Below are 21,502 nucleotides of genomic sequence, written 5' to 3'. Positions count from 1 at the left end.
GTTTGTTGACACCAACGACCAAGCCCACATTGTCACTTCTTGTATATTCCGTGTGATGGGAAATCGCCAAATACACGATCGGAATCACACCAAATCTAGATTAAGTAGTGTTAATCTAATCCCAATTATGTCCTGTAATTTATAACTTAAGTGATGTTAACCTTATCAGAATACCAAATAATTTCTACTCTGCACGAAGGCGTTGAAACAATAATCTATCGCGGACAAAAACCGACAGACTCGCCCCCAGTAATTCTGAAAGTCCTCAAAGCCGAATATCCCACCCTCGAAGCCATTACCAGGCTCAAACACGAATATCAAATCAGCCAAAATTTAGACAGCGAACAAATCGTCAAAGCCATCAGGATCGAAACATTTGACCACCGATTAGGAATCGTTTTAGAAGACTTTGGCGGCGAATCCCTCGCCCAACTGCTGGAAATAGAAACCTTGAGTCTGCAAGCAAAATTAAACATCGCCCTCCAAATAGTCAAAGCCTTACAATACCTGCATTTTCACCACATTATTCACAAAGACATCAAACCCAGCAACATCATAATTAACTCGCAAACAAAACAAGTAAAACTAACCGACTTCGGCATTGCTACACAACTCAACAAAGAAAACCCGCAATTTAACAACCCCAACTCAGTCGAAGGCACCTTAGCCTATATGTCACCCGAACAAACCGGGAGAATGAACCGCACCCTCGACTACCGCACAGACTTTTATTCCCTTGGTATCACATTCTATGAAATGCTGACTGGGAAATTGCCTTTCGGCAGCAACGACCCCTTAGAAATAGTTTACAGCCACATCGCCGTTCAACCAATATATCCCCATCAAATCAATTCACAAATACCTGTCGCCCTTTCAGAGATAGTGATGAAATTGATAGCCAAAAATGCCGAAGATAGATATCAAAGTGCGACCGGATTGTTAGCAGACTTAGAAATTTCTTTGCATCAGTTAGAAGCCACCGGACAAATTACCGAATTCATCCCCGGACGCTTAGATATTCTCAGCCAGTTGTTGATCCCCCAAAAATTGTACGGTAGAGAACAACAAGTCAACGAACTATTAGCAGCATTTGAACGTGTAGGGTCGGGATCACCCAAATCTTTGCCACCCAACCTAAATACAGAAAAACCCGCCCGCCCCAATGCAGAAACTCTTTCAGCCCCATCTTTTCCACCAAACCAAAATACAGAAAAATTCGCCCATTGCCAAAGCGAATTAATGCTAGTATCAGGATACTCAGGCATCGGTAAATCCGCCGTAGTCAACGAAATTAGCAAACCAATTACCAGGTCAAAAGGTTACTTCATCAGCGGCAAATTTGACCAATTAAAACGCAACATTCCTTATGCCTCATTAATCCAAGCATTTAACTCCTTGCTGCGGCAATTGCTAACCGAAAGTGCACTTTCATTAGAAATATGGCGCACTAAAATTTTAACAGCAGTGGGAACAGAGGGCCAAGTAATTGCCGACGTAATTCCCAAAGTTGAATTAATCATCGGCAAACAGCCAGAAGTCCCAGAACTCGCCCCTATAGAATCCCAAAATCGATTCAATCGGGTATTCAAAGAATTTATTCGCGTTTTCGCCCAAAAAGAACACCCCCTAGTTATCTTTTTAGACGATTTGCAGTGGGCAGATTCAGCAACATTAAAGTTGATGCAAATACTAATAACTGACCCTGACCAGGAATATTTGCTGCTAATCGGTGCCTATCGAGACAATGAAGTTAGTCCGACCCACCCCTTAATTCAGACCGTAGAAGAACTTGAAAAAACTGGTACAATAGTCAACAATATCGTGTTGCAACCGCTTGATTTAGCAAATGTGACGGAATTAGTCACTGAAACACTTAACACTTGCACAGAAAAAGTAACAAATATAGCCGATTTAATCTGGAATAAAACGGGTGGCAATCCTTTTTTCTTGACCCAATTACTCCAAGCACTTTATCAAGACTCTCTTTTAAGATTTGAATTTAATCAGATTACAAATGAGGGAAGTCAAACGGGCTGGTATTGGAGTATCGATGAAATCCAAGCCATTGGAATCACCGATAAAAGTGTAGTGGAACTGGTAGCTTCTCGCATTAAAAAGCTACCCGAACCCACGCAAGAAGTGTTGAAGCTAGCAGCTTGCGTGGGAGATAAATTTGCTCTAGATGTGCTGTCACTTGTTAGCGAAAAGTCAGCTAATACTACAGCAACTGAACTTTATTCAGCTTTACAATCCGGGTTAATTCTGCCATTGAGTGATGCCTATCGCATTCCTTTAGTTTTCGATCGAGCCGAATCAATCAACCTCAAGTTAGACACTTCGCGGGTTAGTTACAAATTTTTGCACGATCGCGTTCAGCAAGCCGCATATTCGCTCATTCCCGAAGACCAAAAGCAATTAACCCATTTAAAAATCGGTCAACTACTGTTACAGAATACTCCACCAGACAAGCTAGAAGAAAACATCTTTGATATTGTCAATCAATTGAATGTTGGAATTGACACGATTAGCCAACAATCAGAAAAAACTCAGTTGGCACAATTAAATTTAACTGCTGGACGCAAAGCCAAAGCGGCGGCTGCCTATGAAGCGGCTGTTAGGTATTTGCGGGTTGCTATGGAATTATTGCCGGCAGATTCTTGGCAATGTCACTATGACTTAACGTTAGAAATCTACGAGTCAACAGCCGAAGCTGAATACTTAAATGTCCACTATGAAGATTCAAAAAAGCTGGTTGATATTGTACTGCAAAAAGCTAAAATATTACTGGACAAAGTGAATGTTTATGAACTTCAAATCCAGTCTTATAACGCTCAAAATAGAGTGGTAGAAGCACTAAATACAGGACTGGAAGTGCTGAAACTATTAGGCATTTCTTTTCCTCAAAATCCCCACGCGCTACATATTATGGCGGGACTGAGTAATACCAAACTGAGCTTGGGATTGAAACGAATTGAGGATTTAGCTAACTTGCCAGAAATGATCGATCCCGAAAAACAAGCAGCCATGCGGATTTTATCAGGGATTCTCAGCAGTGCTATTCAGGCAAAACCCCCACTGATACCGCTGCTGGCATTTAGGATGGTCAAGCTGTGTATTAAATACGGTAATTCGCCTTATGCAAGTATTGCCTACGTTTATTATGGCGTAGTTATGTGCAAGCTAGGGGACATTAGTTTGGCATACCAATTCGGTCAACTAGCAATTAGGCTGTTAGACAAATTTCCCTCCCGTTCAATCAAAAGTAGAGTTTATGCAACATTTGGTTCTTTTATTCACCACTGGAAAGCCACTCTCAAGTCAGGATTAGGCGATCTAAAAGAAGGTTTTAAAAATGGGATGGAAACTGGAGATTTGGAATTTGCTGGTTATGCTATAGGTGCATATTGCTTAAACCAACTGTCGATAGGAGAGCCTCTTGATTTGGTGGAGCAGGAAACTGGTAAATATATGAAACTAATGCAGCAATCTCAACTTGAAATGGCTGTACAGTATATAAGTATAGGCAGGCAGACAGCGCTCAATTTGCGCGGTCAAGCTGTCGAGCCCTGTCATTTAGTCGGTGAGAGATTTAATGAAGTCAAAACGCTCCCCATTTTAATAGAATCTAAAAACTTTTTTTTAGTGGGTTTGGTTTATCATGCCAAAACTCAGCTTAATTTTATATTCAAAAACTACGCTCAAGCTTTAGAAAATTCAAGGTTATTTGAGAAACATGAGGAGTCTGTAGCCGGATTCGATGTGGTTGCTCTGAATAATTTTTACTCATCTCTCAGTATGATAGCTTTGTATCCAGCAACTGGCAAAGAGGAACAAAAGCAATATTTGGCAAAAGTGTTGCAAAACCAAAAGAAAATGAAAAAATGGGCAGTTCATGCTCCGATGAATTATCAACACAAATACGACTTGGTTGCAGCGGAAAAAGCGCGAGTGTTGGGGCAAAATACTGAAGCAATGGATTTGTACGATCGCGCAATTGAGGGAGCCGCAAAAAACGGTTACATTCAAGAGGAAGCATTAGCCTATGAATTAGCAGGAGAATTTTATCAATCTTTGGGTAAAGAGATAGTTTCTCAAGCATATCTGACTAAAGCCTATTATGGATATATCCATTGGGGAGCCATCGCTAAAGTTAAACACTTAGAATCAACACATCCTTTCTTAGCAGCACAGACGCGCACAATTCCAACCCCAACCCTCGATGTCACCCGCACTACCACGGGAAATACTACCAGTAGTAGTTTAGGCGATTTATTAGACTTAGCTACTTTTATTAAGTCGGCGCAAGCCATTAATGGTGAAATTGTTCTAGAAAAATTGTTGACCAAATTAATCAAAATTATTTTAGAAAATGCAGCGGCTCAAAAAGTAGTGCTGCTGCTGGTGAAAAACGAGAACCTCTGCATAGAAGCTACTGGAAGTTTCGCGGAGGATAAAGTGACACTCTTACCCTCTATTCCCGTAGAAAATAGTCAAGATGTTCCCCTGTCTGTGATTAATTACGTACACCGCAGTCAAAAGCATCTAGTTTTAGACAATGCGACTGTCGCGGAACCTTTTAACGTAGATGCCTACATTCAGAAATATCAACCCAAATCAATTCTCTGTTTGCCGATTATTTATCAATCTCAGCGGCGCGGAATCATTTATTTAGAAAATGCTTTGACAGTAGGAGCTTTTACAGCAGAGAGAGTTGAAGTATTCAAAGTGTTAATTTCTCAAGTTGCTATTGCTGTAGAAAATGCTGGTTTGTACGCGCGGGAGAAAGAAAAATCTCAACAGTTAGAAAAATCTTTCAATGAATTGCAACAGGCGCAACTGCAACTGATTCAAAGCGAAAAAATGTCTGCTCTAGGCAACTTAATTGCAGGGGTTGCTCACGAAATTAACAATCCGCTTGGTTTTATTGCGGGCAATCTTGATGCTGCTGCTGAGGCTAGCTTAGATTTGATTGATTGCTTACAACTTTACCAAGAAAAATTTCCTAATCCTGGAGATGAATTACAGGATAAAGCATCAGAGATTGATTTAGAATATTTGATTGAAGATTTGCCGAAAATGCTTTTATCTATGAAATCAGGTACAGAGCGCATCCGCAATATTAGCAAGTCTTTGCGGACTTTTTCTCGCGCTGACAGTGCGAATAAAGTGTCAGCAAATATTCATGAGGGGATCGACAGCACTTTGATGATTTTACAGTATCGTCTGAAAGCTAAAGATACTCGCCCCGCGATTAAAATTATCAAAGAATACGGAGATATCCCGTCAGTTAAATGTTATTTTGGGCAACTGAATCAGGTATTTATGAATTTGCTGGCAAATGCGATCGAGTGTTTTGACGAATTCAATCAGGGTCGCACTTACGCTGAAATTGAAGCTTTACCGAATACGATCGCCATTATCACTCATCTCTCGGAGGATAACAACAGCGTGGTGATTAAAATCAAAGATAACGGTAAAGGGATGTCATCGGAGATCAAGTCGAAAATATTTGACCATTTATTTACTACCAAAGGAGTAGGAAAAGGTACGGGTTTGGGGTTGTCTATCAGCAGGCAAATTGTCGAAGAAACCCACGGCGGTAAACTAACTTGCGAATCGGTGCTGGGAGAAGGTTCGGAATTTGCGATCGCCCTTCCTTTGAATTAAAATCATGGAACTATGGCGTGTTTTAAAACCCGGATATCCCCCCTAACCCCCCTTAATAAGGGGAGGATAAGAGCCTGCTCAAAGTCCCCTTTTTAAGGGGGATTTAGGGGGAGCGAGACTCGGCTAAAAACGGAATAACACATATATGAAAATTTGTCAATGCCTAATTATTTCTGAAAAAGTCCGCTGTTGGCAGTCTACATTCGGCAGTATGCAGTTACATTATTAGCTAAATGTAATAACTATATTTGATAGGAGTTTTTCGAGTGAACGCTGCCGAACAAGCCAAAAATATAGAAGTTGCCAGCAAAATTGCTGCGGTTGTTAATTTATTCAAGTCGGAATTCCCGGATGCAAAAGTTGATTTGAAACCTTGGATGAATGACGAGGATACCAGAGAACTTGTAGATCCAGATTCGATCGACATTGGCTTCCATTTTCCCGGTAGAAGTCGCTTGTTGCAAAGCCGCAGCATTTTGATTCAAATCCGATTTTACCAAGATCCGGTGGAAGGATATCGGCGGGCGATCGGAGTTGAGGCCGCCGGTTACGATCATAGCGGTCAGCAGTGGCACTTTTCTACTGTGGAAAATTGGAATTTTCTCGGCCTAACCGAACCTGCGGTGGAGTCGGCGCAAAAACTCAAACACTTTTGCCAGCAGATTTTTGATTTGTTTAATCAATCAATCAATCGATTTTAGATTTTAGATTTTAGATTTTAGATTTTAGATTGAAGGTCAATCGGCGATTGAAATCGGGCAACCACGGGGGGATTGCCCCTACGGAAACGAAGGTGGATTTGGTATTAGTCCCGATTGTCGCAATTGCCGATCGACTTACAGCCAACTGGATAAACAGATTTGTAAGTAGTCGATCGCTTGCCAAACAAAGTATAGCGGTGATCGCGGACTTGTTCGTACACGCGATCGCCCATCCACTTCATCCCCGGCATTGCCCGATAAGCAGCCACAAAAACCTCGCCAGCAGGCAATATCCGTCCGATTTCCTCCGCCGCATCGCTGCCCTGCCAGCGTCGTTCGGGGGTGTTGCTATCTATCAAAATCATCCCCATTTCGCAGTCTTCAGACGTAATCCCAAAGCGATTTAATTGCTCTAAATCTTGCATAAAAATATACTCAAAGTTCTGGCCTTTATCTAAATTTTCTAGTAACTGCACCAAGGTAACGCAGAGATTGCAATTGCCGTCGTAAATTACGTTATATTTCATTAGTTGACTGTTGACTGTTGACTGTTGACTACTGACTACTGACTACTGACTATTCCCTACAGGAATCTCGATCGCAAATTCCGTACCTTGACCCGGTGCAGAATCGCAATGAAGCTGCCCGCCGTGCTTTTCCACTACAATTTGATAGCTAATAGACAGCCCCAAACCAGTACCTTTACCGGGTTCTTTCGTAGTAAAAAACGGATCGAACAGCCTTTCGTGAACATCTATCGGAATCCCCGGGCCGTTGTCAGCAATCCTAATCACAATATGAGAAGGATGCCGAATCGAAGTATCAGAAACAGCAGAATCGGGTGGCATCAAAGCATCCTGTTCATATTTTACCTCCGTACAAATCCGCAGCGTCGGCGAAGGACAATAAGGAATAAGCGCCTGTTCCCCCTGCGCCCACTGTCCAGTCTCCATTGCCTCTTCCAAAGCATCAATTGCATTGCCGATAATATTCATAAATACCTGATTCAACTGTCCTGCATAACACTGTACGCGGGGCAAATTCCCGAACTCTTTGATCAGTACAATTTTAGGATGCCCTGCCGTTTCTTTCAACCTGTGTTGCAAAATCAACAAAGTGCTTTCAATCCCTTCGTGAATATCCACCTGCTTTTGTTCGGCTTCATCTAATCGCGAAAAATTCTTCAGTGACAGCACAATTTGACGAATTCGCTCTGCTCCCATTTTCATCGAATTTAAGAGGTTCGGCAAATCTTTGAGCAGAAAATTTAAATCAACATCATTTATTTCTTGTTGAATTGCCGATGTTGGTTGCGGGTATTCCTGCTGGTAAAGTTGCAGCATTTTTAGCAAGTCTTTAAAGTAATCGTCAGCGTGCATGACGTTGCCGTAAATAAAGCTAACTGGATTGTTGATTTCGTGAGCAACGCCAGCGACTAATTGCCCCAAACTTACCATTTTTTCATTTTGAACCATCATGCTTTGAGTTTTATGCACATCCCGCAGGGCTTTTGCCAATTCTTGATTTTTAGCCCTCAATTGACTTTCGGAAAGTCGCACCGCTTCTTCTGCGTGTTTGCGATCGGTAATATCTTTACGAATTGCTACATATTGATGGGGTTCGCCGTTGGTATTTAAGAAAGGTACAATGGTAGTATCCAACCAGAATAATGTGCCATCTTTAGCTTGATTTTTCATTTCTCCTCGCCAAACCTTTCCCTGGCGGATGGTTGACCAAAGCTCCTTGAAAAAATCGGCTGAGTGATAGCCAGAATTGACAAGTCTGTGGGTTTTGCCAATCAGTTCTTCTCGGGAATATTTAAAGAGTTCGCAAAATTGATCGTTGACATAGGTAATGGCTCCGAATTCGTCGGTATTCGAGACAATTGCCGATTGATCCAAAGCAAATTTTTCAAATTCCAACTCTTGGAGAGTTTGGCGCAATTCTGCTTCGGCTTGTTTGCGATCGCTAATATCGGTAATCATCCGCAACACCCCGGAAAATTCGCCCTCATCGTCGAACATCGGCGTCGCCGAGACGATCGCCCACAAGTGAGATCCGTCTTTGCGAGTAAACTTAAAATCGTGGCGTTCGCGAATGCCTTGCCGCCGGCGCTGGACGTAACTTTCTGCTATTTTCCTAGACTCGCAGTCGATAAACTCAAATAGCGATCGCCCCAGCATTTCCTCCACAGTATACCCCAGCATTTCGGCCATCATGCTGTTAGCAAAAGTCGTGATACTTTCGCTGTCAAACATCCAAACGCCCTCCGAAGCCGTCTCGACAATGCAGCGGTAATAATTCTCCCTCTCCCTGACTGTTGCCTCTGCTTGCTTGCGATCCGTAATATCAGTTTGTACCGCAATAAAACCTTCTAGTTCGCCATTTTCTTGATAAATTGGGGCGATCGAAAGCGCCACCCAATAACCCTTTCCATCCTTGCTGTAATTGTAGATTTCCTGATTAAACGGCAGGCCCGCAGCCAAAGCAGATCGCAGTTGAGCAATAGTTACCGGGTCTGTTTGAGCGCCTTGCAGTACATCACCCGGTTTTTTGCCCTGCATTTCTGCCAGCACATAACCACTAATCCGAGTAAATCCTTCATTCACCCATTCAATGCAGCCTTGAGCATCAGTAATAATCACACCATTTTGCGTTTTTTGAGCCACAATGGCCAAGCGCAACAATTCTGTTTCAGTTTTTTTGCTTTCCGTAATATCTTCAGCAATACCCAAAATGTACTTAGGCGCGCCCGATTCGTCAAACAAAGGAACTTTTTTTGTGTGCAAAATCCGCTTGCCTCGGTGCGGAAGTTCGATAGTTTGTTCGGGCAAATCTACGCCTTTTCTAGTTTCCAGCACTTCTAAATCTTGTGCTTGCAAGTAATTGGCCTGAACTGACTCCAACAAGTCAGCAGCATTGTTTAAAATCACTTCATCCCTGGAATAGCCAAACAATTCTTCGCTAGCAGTATTCCAATAAATAAATTTTTGCTCTACAGCATCTTTAATAAAGACGCTAATTGGTAGATTTTGCAGTACCGCATTCAGAAAATCTTGAGTGTTTCGCAGGTTTTCCTCAGCTCGCTTTCGTTCCGTAATATCCAAAATTACTCCGTCGAGATAAACAACCCGACACTGAGAATTTGCGATCGGCGAAACCGGCGAAACCACAGCCGACAAAAAACCCTCAATTTCCCCTTGTTCCTCTTGTTTTCCTCTATCCTCTTCCGCCTCGCAGCAAACAGCTTTGCCTTTTTCGTAAACCCAGCTAATAGCGCCGTCAGCCCGGAAAATCCGGTATTCAAGGATGTACGGAGTTCTGGTTTCTACACTTTTTTTGACAGTAGCATCCACATTTTTGCGGTCTTGAGGATGGATAATGCTGGCAAAAGAACGGACGCGATCGTTGATAAAATCCGAAGAAGGATAGCCTGATATTTCTTGAACAGCCTCGCTCAAAAACGCCATTGTGCGTGTTAATTCCTCCTCGTCCGTATACTCGCAGGTACAGCGGTAGACAGCACCAGGAATATTAGCTACTAAATTTTTATATTTTTCTTCGCTTTTTAACAAAGATGAGCCGTCTTCCTTATTGCGATCGCCGTTCTTAAATTTAGAAGAATTAGAGGAAATTTGCATGATTTTTTCACTTGTGAGTGCGGGGGCAAGTGTTAGAGTAGATTACCCTATAAAAAGTAAATTAAATTGGCGAAATAATTCGTTATAAACTAATATAGTACAAAATTAGTTCTGCGAACATTCAGAAAATTTGAGGGTGGCTAATAGGTAGAGCTAATCAAGGCTAGAGATGTAGAAAAGAGTTCGGAAACGCATTATCTAACGGATTGAACGCATTTAACGGATGGATGTTGAGGTTCGAGGGAAACAGGGAAGATTTTCCCCTTTCTCGTTTTCCCACTCCCCCTCTCTCCCCCTCTCCCCATCTCTTCCACTCCCACTCCCCCAATCTCCCCCTTCCCCACTCCCTCACTCTCGTTAGAATAAGATAAGTTTCCTTGCTACCGACCAGCCCCTCAAACAAAACACCATGACTCAACAACAACCCCGGATTTGCATTCTCGGCGGAGGCTTCGGCGGACTCTACACAGCCCTGCGCTTGAGTCAGTTACCCTTCTCCAAAACCGAAAAACCCGAAATAGTCCTAGTTGACCGCCGCGATCGATTTTTGTTCGTTCCCCTGCTGTACGAACTCCTGACCGGCGAACTCCAAACCTGGGAAATTGCCCCCCCGTTTGCCGAACTATTGGAAAACACAGGCGTGCGCTTTTGTCAAGGTACTGTCTCCGGCATCGATGTGGAGCAAAAGCGAGTGCAGTTACACGACGGGCCAGAAATTCCGTGCGATCGCCTGGTTTTAGCTTTAGGCGGCAAAACCCCTCTAGATATGGTCAAGGGTGCGGTTGAATATGCTTACTCGTTTCGCACTCTCGACGACGCCTACCGCTTAGAAGAAAGACTGCGGTTTTTAGAAGCCAGCAACACCGACAAAATTCGGGTGGCGATCGTCGGCGCCGGTTATTCGGGAGTAGAATTAGCTTGTAAATTAGCCGATCGACTCGGAGAAAAAGGTCGCGTGCGGTTAGTTGAGCAAAGCGACATGATTCTGCGGACATCACCGGAGTTTAACCGCCAAGCCGCCACCCAAGCTTTAGAAAAACGGAAAGTGTGGATCGACTTAGAAACAGCAGTAGAGGCGATCGAAGCAGACACAATATCCTTACTTTACAAAGGACAATTAGATGTTCTCCCCGTAGACATAGTGCTGTGGACAGTAGGAACTCAAGTTAGTCAAGCAGTGCGATCGCTACCCCTCAAACAAAACCAGCGCGGTCAATTAATAGTCAATCCGCAAATGCAAATTATCGACCATCCAGATATATTCGCCTTGGGAGACTTAGCTGAATGTCACGATGCAAATGGTCAAAAAGTCCCCGGAACAGCCCAAACAGCCTTCCAGCAAGCTGACTACACCGCATGGAACATTTGGGCCTCCCTGACCGGCCGCCCATTACTTCCTTTCCGCTATCAGCCCCTAGGAGAAATGATGACATTAGGAAATGACAACGCCACCCTAGCCGGTTTAGGAATTAAACTCGACGGACAACTAGCCCACATTGCTCGCCGCCTAGCCTATCTCTATCGGATGCCAACATTTGACCATCAGCTAAAAGTTGGTTTCAATTGGATTAGCAAGCCGATTCAGGATTTGCTGAAAAGTTAGTTAACTGTTAACGGTTAACTGTATTTCTTAGTCCGCGCAGGCGGACTTTGTTTGTATAGTAGCGGTTTAAACCACCCAAAAACCTGATAAATAACAAATAAGAAATAACAAATAACAAATGACCAAAGTAATTTTTTTAGACGCCGCAGGTACACTATTTGATGTTCGCGGTAGCGTCGGCGAAGTCTACGGAAAACTAGCCAAGAGTTTTGGAGTAACAGTTAAAAGCGAAGAGTTAAATGCAGCCTTTTTCCAAAGCTTTGCCTCAGCAAGCCCGATGGCATTTCCAGGGAGAGAAACGGCAAAAATTCCCCAATTAGAATTTGAGTGGTGGCAAACTGTTTCCGCAAAAGCATTCCAAATAGCAGGCATTTTCCAGCAATTTTCTGACTTTCCCAAATTCTTTGTCGAACTCTACGCTCATTTTGCCACCGCCGAACCTTGGTTCGTCTATCCCGACGTATTGCCAGCATTAAATAAGTGGCAGCAACAAGGAATAGAATTAGCAGTAGTCTCGAATTTCGATTCCAGAATTTATGCAGTATTAAAAGCACTAAATTTAGCTGAATATTTCACATCAGTGACAATTTCCACCGAAGTTGGCGCAGCCAAACCCGATTCTCAAATTTTTACCGCCGCTTTGCAAAAGCACAACTGCATTGCGGAGAATGTGTTGCATATCGGCGACAGCTTCAAAGCTGATTATTGTGGTGCTAAAAATGCGGGATTAAACGCAATTTGGTTGAATCGCCAACAGGAAAAAATCAATTCAGGCAAATTGCCTTTAAGTGAAACAAAAATAGAAGTGTGCAGCAGTCTTGATTTTATAATCGAGGTTCTTAAATAGAGGACTTAGCGATAATGTTTAGGGTGCGTCGCTGTCAGAGATTCAATAAAAATTGGAGAGTATAGATGGCGACGCACCTTACCATAGCTTTTACATAAATTTTATGAGGTTAAGGTTAGGATTTTTATGAATTGACTTTGAGAGCTGTTTATTGAATAATATGAGTAATTTAACCGCAGAGAGCGCAGAGGGCGCAGAGGAAGAGAAGAGAAATGTGATGTGATTTTTATATCTAATTTTTACTGGGAAGGAACTCTATGGAACCTCGACTCACTCAAACTCAGTTAGCACAGGTAGTCGCTGAAATCGACAAGTTATCGCAGCAGCGCGAGTTAGAATTGGAACCCGATCGGGTAAGAGAAATTTTACGGGAGTTGAATCTGCCTGATGAGCTTTTAGAAGATGCGATCGCCCAAATGCGCCGCCGCGAAGTCCTAGAAAAACAGCAGCGACGCAACCGCTGGATCGCGATCGCCTCGACAGCCGTTGTCATATCTGCGATCGGTATAGGTGTACTGTTCGGGCAAAATCAGCAACAAAAAACTGCTCGAGTTGTCGCAGGAGAAGACCGAATTTCCCTATCTCAAAAGGGCGGTGACAGCCTCACTCAAGTCAATCGTCAAATTAATCCCCGCATCTACTATCAGGTGACGTTGCAAAATGCTCCGATCGGCAATGAGTTGTCTCTGCAATGCGATTGGATTAATCCTAGCGGTCAAACTGTGCATCAGGCTAGGTATCAAACTCGCACGATCGATACTGCGGTTTGGAATACCCACTGCTTTTACGATCTCGGATCTGCTGCAGCCCCAGGCAAATGGGAAGTTCGGATGTCCCTGGATGGGCGCGCGATCGGCAGTGAACCTTTCACGGTGAAATAGATGGGTGCGATCGGCAAACCTTCACATTTCATAGGCTATTGGGGACTGGGCGATCGCACAAAAACGCTCAGCCGTTTAGCCCCAGACTACTTCATCCGACAGGGCAAATTATCAGAATGGGCGATCGCCTCTGCATCTGTACTCACGGGCGATCGAGTGACGCTGAATGCTTGCGGGCGCGATCGGGCGACGGATTTTCCGGGAGATGCTTGGGCGGCGGTAGAAGCCCAACAGCTAAGGCTGGGGCGCGATCCGTTTGGGCGAGTGCCGCTTTATTGGATGCAGTTGCGAGAAACGATTTGGTTTTCGACGCAAATGCAACTGCTGCTACCGCTGATTGCTTCCTCTCAAATTAGCCCGATCGCCCTACACACTTATGCTTGCTTTTCCTACGTGCCCACGCCGTTAACGCCGATCGAGCAAATTGCCTCCGTAGCAGCCGGAAGCGAGATGATTTGGGAAATTGCCGATATTAAGGATCTGCCGAAAGTGCGATCGCTGCCTTCAGCTTGGCAAGAAGCGCCCCAATTACTGCGGAGTGAAGACGAGGCGATCGCACAATTGCAAAGGCTGTTGCAACAGGCGATCGATCGACAAGTGGCCGATTTGCCGATCGACGAACCCGTAGGCGTTTTACTCTCCGGTGGCATCGATTCTTCCCTGGTGACGGCGCTGCTAGTGAAAGCAGGCTTGCAGGTGCGCGCCTATGCCCTCGATTTTGGTGTCGAAGCCTATTCCGAACTGCCCTACGCCCAACAGGTGGCGGACTTTTTCCAGATTCCGCTGATTCGGGTGGCGGCGACGGGTGATGCAGTGTTGCGCGCGATCGGGCCAACCGCCAAAGCCCTCGATTTACCCTATGGAGATGGTACGACGGCTGCGCTGTTTTTGCTCAAACAGGCGGCGGCGCAAGATGTGCGAGTTGTATTCAATGGCGAGAATGGCGATCAGCTATTTGCCGGATGGACAAACAAGCCTTTGATTGCCAACGGAGTTTACACAGCAGAACATCCCGCCGGAAAAGAAACCTTTGAACAGCAGTATTTGCGGACGTTTCAGCGATTTTATGGTTATGAAAAACAGATTTTTTCGCCCGAAATGCTCGATCGCATCCAGTCTCACGATTTGAGCGTTTATCTGCAAGACGCGATCGATCCCGGTTGTTTGTCGAAGAGGTGTCCTTCCCTGCTAGCGAGGCTACGGCGCGCTTCGCTGATGCTCAAAGGTGCCCAAAATATTCAGCCGAGGGCAACGGCATTGGCGTTTGCTTGCGGTTTGTGGGTGCGATCGCCCTTCTGCGACCCCGACCTCACGGACTGGACGTTTCAACTCCCTGGCGAGCTGCTACTGCAAGGTGCGTGCGAAAAATACATCCTCAAAAAAGCGTCCGAACGTTGGCTGCCGCCGGAAATTGTCTGGCGGGAAAAGCGCGGGATGGGTGTGCCGTTGAAGGTTTGGTATTACCGGGAGTTTTGGGCTGCGATCGGCGATCGGCTAAATCCGAATCTGTTGCGATCGCAAAATTGCTGGCAGCCCCATTTGGCTGACTCGATGTTATCGGGACAACTCGGAGTTGCAATGCGCGATCGCTATATTGGCAATAATCTCTGGTTGCTGCTGATGTGGCAGGCATGGCGAACCGAGGTTTTAGGCGAAATTCCGGTTAAGCGATCGCTGGATCATGTGTTTTGGTTGCCACCGGCGATCGGACAACGCATTTGGAAATATCGAAGGAGGTTGACAGTTGACTGTTGACTGTTGACTGTTGACTGTTGATATGGGCGGGGCGGGTTTATAAATTTGTTGGCTTTGAAGTTGAGAATACTGGTGAACCCGCCCCTACAAGATATGGAATTATATCAGACAGATCCCTCGGACTTGATATAACCCGTTACATCCGTTAAATCCCGTACATTCCTCGTTGCCGAACTTATTCCTTATGACTGAATCTTTGCTACAGAATGAAACCAAAATACATTCGCCGCCGTTCTCGGAAGCATTAGCCAAGCGACTTTTGTCAACTTATGGTTCGCCCTTATATGTGTATCAGGCCGATATCCTCCGTCAGACTCTTGAGCATATTACGCGATCGATCGACTATCCGCACGTTCAGTTTCATTTTGCTAGCGTCACCAACGGCAATATTGCTCTGTTGCAATTGATTCAGCAAGCTGGTTGGGGGCTACACGCGAATACACCGGGGGATGTTTTTTTGGGGCTGAAAGCGGGTTTTACGAGCGATCGCATTGTCTACACCGGCAGTAACCTCAACAGGGCGGATATTCAGCAATTGATCGAGTGGAAGATCGAGCGATTTAACTTCGATAGTCTGTCGCAACTCCAAGATTTTTGCGAATATTCCGGGAGTCAACCGCGATCGATCCGTGCCGAAATTGGACTGCGCCTCAACTTACCGGAATTGACGGGAGACAGCCGAATTGGAGTGCGTCCCGCTGAATTTGAAAAAGCCTGCGAAATCGCGCAGCAGCAAGGTTTAAGGATTACTGGATTGCATTTTTATCGGGGGACTGGAACTAACGCCACGGGTGCTTTTACGCAGGCAATCGATCGCCTAATTGCGATCGCCCAACTGTTGCCCCATTGGCGAACCCTCGATTTTGGCGGTGGTTTTGGCTATCCCTATCGAGGCGGTGCGGTGTTTGACTGGCGGGAGTTTGGTGCGGCGATAACTGAACGATTGAGTGCGCTATCTCGCCCGATCGAGTTGGTGATTGAACCGGGACGATCGGCGATTGCAGGTTGTGGCGTTTTGCTTGCGAAAGTTGTGTCGGTGAAGTGGTTGGGCGATAGGCAAATTGTCGGCGTGGATACGACTGTATCAAATCTATCGGTGCCTGCGGTGCACGGCGGCTATCGGGCGATCGCGACTTGGGAAACCGACGATGTATCGCGACATGAAACCGATATTTGCGGCAACACGACTTATTCGCGGGATTATTTAGGGCGCAACTGTTGGCTACCGAAACTCAAAATTGGAGATGCGATCGCGATTTTGGATAGCGGGGCTTACGGCTATGCGATGTCGTCGCATTTTCTGCACCGCCCCCGCCCTGCTGAAGTGTTGATTGATGCCAAGGGCGATCGATTAATTCGACAGCGAGAAGACTATTCTATCTTGTTAAACGGGCAAGTATTTTAAACCTGAGATGTTACACCATTCTTAAGAACAGGCAAGATGCCTGTTCCACAATAAATAAATTGTCTTGTGGAACAGGCATCTTGCCTGTTGCTGACAATGGTGTAACATCTCGGTTGTAACGAAGTTATCTCTCTTCACTTCCTCTGCGCCCTCTGCGGCCTCTGCGGTAAAATCATTCCAAAACAACCGTCAACGATATAAATCCATTAAATCAATCAGGAGTAACCGAAATGGGAATGAAATGCGTCCAGTGTAATACCGATAACAATTTGCGCGATCGTACAAGCAACTCAGGTCGCTGTAAACAGTGCAACCATCCGTTTGTCTTTGAACCCACTACCGTCACTGATAAAAAGTTGGCTTTCACCGATCCGTTTTTCAAAAAGGCGATCGAGAATATTTCCAGCCAAAATATGTTGTTTTTTACGCACAAACAGTTTTTGTATTTTATTGACCAAAAGCTTAAATCTCGCGCACCCGAAATCAGTTGGATTTTGACCTACTTCTTTTTTAGCGTATTTGCGGGAACCTTCTGCCTTACCTTCGCTATTGCTATTTTTCCCTCACAATTCGCAGTTATTATTACCTTCGCTCTCTACAATTTGATTTGGATATGGCTATTTTTTCACGACAGTAAATCTCCTGATCAAGGTATTCGCGGCAGAAGAAATAATGCTAAAAACCTCCAGATTTTAGGGGGAATTATTTTAGTGCTGGGCATTTCAGGAAGCCTAATATTTGATTATTCTTCAGGATACATCGTAGCGATTACACTAGGGCTATTTTCCTACTGGCTCGGCATTTCACAAAAAAAACGCCCACAGATAACTGGTGAAGGATTTCTTGTCAATCAAGCGCAGAGTGATAAATGGCTGCGAGACTGGCAAACAGTAAACGGCACATTAGAAAAACTGCTCCCTGCGCCTCGTCAAGAAGCTTTACCCGCCAGCATCGATCGCGAAGTTAGCGCCTACAGTTTCGATCGCGCAATCATCTGTGACAGTGACGAAATAGCTCAATTCCTCATTGCCAACAACGTCCATTTTGAAAACAACTGCGCGATTCTTAGTATTAGTGGCTATCCCCAAAGCATCTTCAGTACCGTGATTGAAATGCTGCGGCGCAATACCGATTTAAAAGTCTATGCACTGCACAATGCGAGCCCTGCTGGAGTTGGCTTGGTACATCAACTGCGAACTAATCCAAACTGGTTTGCGAATCAACAGGTGACAATTTTTGATTTGGGAATTTCTCCCCGTCAAATCTTAGCATCCCGCGATATGTTTGTGCAGCAATCTCAAACAATCGCACAAACAGCCCGTCAATTACCCGACGCTGTAAGGCAAAGTTTAACAGCAGAAGAACTAGCATGGCTGGATGCAGGCAATTTTGTGGAATTGGAATCGTTTACGCCGCAGCGGTTGTTGCGCGTGGTGAATTATGGACTTGCTCAGAGTGGCGATCCGCAGGGTAACGAGGGCTTAATATTAGTGGATGATAATGTTGGATACGGCGGCGGCTATGTGTTTGTCTCCGATAGTTTTGGTTAGGGCGTGTTTTCAAACTTGATATTAGACTTATTAATAATAAGCTTAAAAAGTCTTGAAACTTAGTCTGAATAATATTTTTAGCGCTCTTTTGTTAAACTCCTAAAAAGCTTATCTTGGTAAGGGCTTCAGCGATTTTAAAATGAGGAGCAAAAAAGCTGAGATTAACTCGGTGAGTAAAGGTTTCAGATTTTTTAATTTCCCCCCGTGGGGGGAAGTTGAGTTTAAATTGTGTGAAATTTGCCTTCAACTTTCTCTCGTCTGGTTTTGTTTGTGTAGGCGCGGTTTCTAACCGCCGGGACTTCTAACCGCCCGGACTTATTTAAGTCGTATACTCCGCATTAATCTTCACGTAGTCGTAACTCAAATCGCATCCCCAAGCTTTCGCAAAACCGCTGCCATCCCCCACACTAACCTGAATTAAAACCGTATCAGCCTTCAAATATTCCCCCTCCGCAGCCGCTTTCATATAATTACTTGCTGCAGCGCGATCGAACTCTTTAGGTTGTCCGTTTTCCATCATCAAAAAATCCCCCAATTGAATCCGCAAATTCTCTTGATCGAAAGGTACACCAGCGCGCCCAGCCGCCGCCGCAATTCTGCCCCAATTCGGATCGCGTCCGAAAATAGCAGCTTTCACCAAGGAAGAACCGACAATTGTTTTGGCAATTTTACTCGCAGAAACTTCATCTAGCGCGCCACTAACTTGCACTTCCACCAAACAAGTTGCACCTTCGCCGTCACGGGCGATCGCCTTTGCTAAATGCACGCAAACTTCTGTCAGCATCGCTTCTAATTTTTCAGCATCTGCCCCCATTTCTGTAATTGCGGGCGTGCGGGATTGACCGTTTGCCAAAGCAATTAGCGAGTCGTTGGTACTGGTATCGCCGTCAACAGTAATTTGATTGAAACTTCTGTTAGCCGCCCGACTCACCATTTCTTGCCACAAATGCGATGACACTGCTGCATCGCAAGTTACAAATGCCAGCATTGTTGCCATATTCGGGTGAATCATTCCCGAACCTTTGCAAATGCCGCCGATGCGGACGGGCCGATCGCCAAACATGGTTTCCAGGGCGATCGTTTTCGGCACTAAATCAGTCGTACAAATAGCCTTAGCCGCCGCATCGGAACCAGTTTCCGACGCCTCAGCAACTAATCGGGGAATTGCGGCCCTCAGCGGCTCCATTTTAATCCGCTGTCCGATGACGCCAGTGGAGGCCAAAAGAATTGATTCTGGAGGAATATTCAGCGCTTCTCCCAACAATTTGGCACTTTCGAGGGCATCTGCCAAACCTTGTTCGCCAGTAGCAGCATTAGCTTGTCCCGCATTGCACAAAATTGCTTTCGCGCTGGGTTTAGCTTGCAAACGCTGGCGGCAGTAGTCCACACAAGCGGCCCGGACGGTGGAGGTTGTGAAGACTCCGGCGGCGATCGCATCCACCTCTGACAAAATTAAACTTAAATCCGGCAAGCCTGAAGGCTTCAAGCCCGCTGTAATTCCCGATGCTCTATACCCTCTCGGTGCTGTAACTCCGCCGTCAATTTCTTTCCAGTCCGACATGATGACCTCCCTAGTAGCCTTCAATCTGCTGAAAGGGGATTATACCATTTTAGATTTTAGATTTTAGATTTTAGATTTTAGACTTCGGCGTGAGCGCTCAGTCAAACGATTTTAGATTTTAGATTTTAGATTTTAGATTCTTTTGAACCCAATTTCCCATTCCCCATTCCCAATTCCCAATTCCCAATTCCCCATAAAACTAATCGCGGCTTCCAATCTAGAGTTAGAACTCAAGAAGAAGTCGCGACGGTTTTGTAATGAACATTATTAATTTTTAGCTGGCCAACAACAAACTCGATTCAACTATCTCGCCGTTGAAAAAAGGAGTTATTTGCGATCGATACTCGCTGGAGAACCAGCATCTAAACCAACTTCAGCAGCCACACGGCTCAGCATGGATTCCTGACGGTTTTTGACGACGTGTTGATGGCGCATCATCAGGTTGCGGGCTTGTTCTTGAGTGGACATAACTGATTTCTCCAAATTATAGGTAATAACTTCGTAGACAATTGTCGAAATTGAGTTTGCCCTAGCTCATAGTGGCGTTGCTGCGATCGTAACTGGCTTGAAAGCTGGGCTGCGGTTTGCCTTGAATGTGACCCCAGTAGTGCGTATCTTCCATCCCGACTTCGGTGGCGGTGCGGTTGAGCATGGATTGCTGGCGGTTCTTCACCAGTTGGTGGTGGCGCATCATCAGAGAGCGAGCTTGATTTTCAGTAGACATATGCGGTTCCTCCGTATTCTTTAGATTAATGTTGGGCTTGTTTTTTCTTCTCTTCTATCACTATAACAGACAATTCTGTATCTAAAGCTACCAAATTAAAATTGTCACAAAACTTTACAATTGGGCTATGGGGCGAGAATCTCGATCGAGGTTGCAGGGAGTGCGATCGGGCTTTAGCTCGTGGATTCAGGCCCAACCTCAAGCAGCAGTTGGCAAAATTTGACAATATTCCTGTTCTAAGAGCCATATTTTAGCGGCTACCTAATTGCCAAGGGCAAAAATAACTTTATAGTTTGGTTCAAAGTTATAGATGCAGAATTTTGTCTCTCAAGAAAGTAGAATTTGCCTTAGTTAACAGTAAATTTAATAAGTAGCGAATCACAATTAGATTTACAATGATTAAGCAGTTATGCTCAAGTCTAGTCAAGTTTTTTGTAGTCAACTAGATAATAGAGTTGGGCTAAGTGAATCGCCCTCGCCATCCTCAAAAAGCGAGCTTTGTTTGTTGATAAAAATAGATTAAGTCCCAGCAGTCTCTCCACAAAAAAGAGCGATCGTCCTCCCCTAGAAAAACAATCGCCCATTCACCTATAATTTCAATTAACATCAAGTCCCGCCCTTCAGAAACTATGCTGTACCCATAATTCCAGAGCTCCCCCTAGCCTCTTTTTCAGGAGGATGCCAGGGGGAGCGAAAGGCTCTGACGTTAGTTTTTCAAGTTGTGTGTACACGGTAGCCCTTAAGAAAGGCGTGCCGGGGAATAAGCGGCCCTAATCGTCAAACAGTAGACTGGTACTACATAAGACGTTAAGTTGACACGATCGCTACTCGGCGACTTCAGCTTCAGCTTCCGCTTCCGGTGCATCTGGCACATCTTGCTTGATTGTCAAATAGCGAATCACTTCTTCGCTCAGACGCATCGCGCGCTCCAGGGTAAAAATTGCAGCGCCCGGAGCTGTATAGTTCATTTGAACGTATACTCCGTCCCGGTGCTTGCCGATTTCGTAAGCCAAACGGCGCTTGCCGCGGTGCTGAGTTTCGATGTTTTCAGCACCTTGATCGCGCAAAATAGTTTGATATTTAGCGATCGCCTGGTCTGTCATTTCTTCACCCAAATCAGGGCGCAGAATGTACATAGTTTCGTAAATAAACGGTTTCATGGCAATA

At 45.0% G+C, this 21,502-nt stretch carries 14 protein-coding genes; 8 read left to right on the top strand and 6 right to left on the bottom strand.

Going from position 1 to position 21,502, the window contains the following annotated elements; genetic code table 11:
* The first annotated feature begins 153 nt into the window (after positions 1-153).
* Positions 154-5,667 carry a protein kinase domain-containing protein gene (locus tag QT973_RS08390; protein ID WP_333208355.1) on the top strand — a complete coding sequence of 1,838 codons (5,514 nt, stop codon included), beginning with the start codon at positions 154-156 and terminating at the stop codon, positions 5,665-5,667.
* Between the two features lie 266 nt (positions 5,668-5,933).
* A complete protein-coding gene (locus tag QT973_RS08385) occupies positions 5,934-6,368 on the top strand; it encodes a hypothetical protein (RefSeq protein WP_333053309.1) in 435 nt (144 codons plus the stop codon).
* Between the two features lie 104 nt (positions 6,369-6,472).
* On the opposite strand, the gene QT973_RS08380 is transcribed toward QT973_RS08385, so the two are convergent.
* Together QT973_RS08380 and QT973_RS08375 are read right to left on the bottom strand one after the other, a co-directional pair.
* Positions 6,473-6,895, bottom strand: a complete 423-nt coding sequence (locus QT973_RS08380) for a DCC1-like thiol-disulfide oxidoreductase family protein (RefSeq protein WP_333208356.1) — start codon at positions 6,893-6,895, stop codon at positions 6,473-6,475.
* A gap of 42 nt (positions 6,896-6,937) precedes the next feature.
* Complete coding sequence (locus tag QT973_RS08375; RefSeq protein WP_333053311.1) at positions 6,938-10,009, bottom strand: PAS domain S-box protein; 3,072 nt, start codon at positions 10,007-10,009, stop codon at positions 6,938-6,940.
* A gap of 409 nt (positions 10,010-10,418) precedes the next feature.
* On the opposite strand from QT973_RS08375, the gene QT973_RS08370 reads away from it, so the two are divergent.
* The 6 genes from QT973_RS08370 (at position 10,419) to QT973_RS08345 (ending at position 18,050) form a co-directional block, all read left to right on the top strand.
* Positions 10,419-11,612 (top strand): NAD(P)/FAD-dependent oxidoreductase, encoded by a 1,194-nt coding sequence (locus tag QT973_RS08370; RefSeq protein ID WP_333208357.1) that lies wholly within the window; start codon positions 10,419-10,421, stop codon positions 11,610-11,612.
* 118 nt (positions 11,613-11,730) lie between these two features.
* Positions 11,731-12,459 (top strand): HAD-IA family hydrolase, encoded by a 729-nt coding sequence (locus QT973_RS08365; RefSeq protein WP_333262172.1) that lies wholly within the window; start codon positions 11,731-11,733, stop codon positions 12,457-12,459.
* A gap of 257 nt (positions 12,460-12,716) precedes the next feature.
* A complete protein-coding gene (locus tag QT973_RS08360) occupies positions 12,717-13,340 on the top strand; it encodes a DUF3859 domain-containing protein (RefSeq protein WP_333053314.1) in 624 nt (207 codons plus the stop codon).
* The gene (locus QT973_RS08355) at positions 13,341-15,095 is read left to right on the top strand and encodes an asparagine synthetase B family protein (RefSeq protein ID WP_333391155.1); all 1,755 of its coding nucleotides are present in this window, start codon (positions 13,341-13,343) and stop codon (positions 15,093-15,095) included.
* A gap of 184 nt (positions 15,096-15,279) precedes the next feature.
* Positions 15,280-16,500, top strand: coding sequence for a decarboxylase (locus QT973_RS08350; protein ID WP_333391152.1), 1,221 nt, complete (start codon positions 15,280-15,282; stop codon positions 16,498-16,500).
* Between the two features lie 236 nt (positions 16,501-16,736).
* A complete protein-coding gene (locus QT973_RS08345; protein WP_333232418.1) occupies positions 16,737-18,050 on the top strand; it encodes a hypothetical protein in 1,314 nt (437 codons plus the stop codon).
* Positions 18,051-18,369: 319 nt separating this feature from the next.
* On the opposite strand, the gene argJ is transcribed toward QT973_RS08345, so the two are convergent.
* The 4 genes from argJ to rpsF form a co-directional block, all read right to left on the bottom strand.
* The gene (argJ, locus tag QT973_RS08340) at positions 18,370-19,611 is read right to left on the bottom strand and encodes a bifunctional ornithine acetyltransferase/N-acetylglutamate synthase (RefSeq protein ID WP_333232420.1); all 1,242 of its coding nucleotides are present in this window, start codon (positions 19,609-19,611) and stop codon (positions 18,370-18,372) included.
* A 327-nt stretch (positions 19,612-19,938) separates the two neighbouring features.
* Entirely contained in the window at positions 19,939-20,079 is a 141-nt protein-coding gene (locus QT973_RS08335; RefSeq protein ID WP_015176121.1) for a hypothetical protein, read from the bottom strand.
* A 61-nt stretch (positions 20,080-20,140) separates the two neighbouring features.
* The gene (locus QT973_RS08330) at positions 20,141-20,335 is read right to left on the bottom strand and encodes a hypothetical protein (RefSeq protein WP_006631905.1); all 195 of its coding nucleotides are present in this window, start codon (positions 20,333-20,335) and stop codon (positions 20,141-20,143) included.
* Positions 20,336-21,159: 824 nt separating this feature from the next.
* Positions 21,160-21,495 (bottom strand): 30S ribosomal protein S6, encoded by a 336-nt coding sequence (gene rpsF / locus QT973_RS08325; RefSeq protein WP_015176119.1) that lies wholly within the window; start codon positions 21,493-21,495, stop codon positions 21,160-21,162.
* Between the last annotated feature and the right edge of the window lie 7 nt (positions 21,496-21,502).

It is taken from the genome of Microcoleus sp. Z1_A1 (assembly GCF_036700305.1).
Taxonomy (GTDB): Bacteria; Cyanobacteriota; Cyanobacteriia; order Cyanobacteriales; family Microcoleaceae; genus Microcoleus.
The sequence above is the reverse complement of the archived record's forward strand: the minus strand, read 5'-3'. Positions and strand labels throughout refer to the sequence as shown.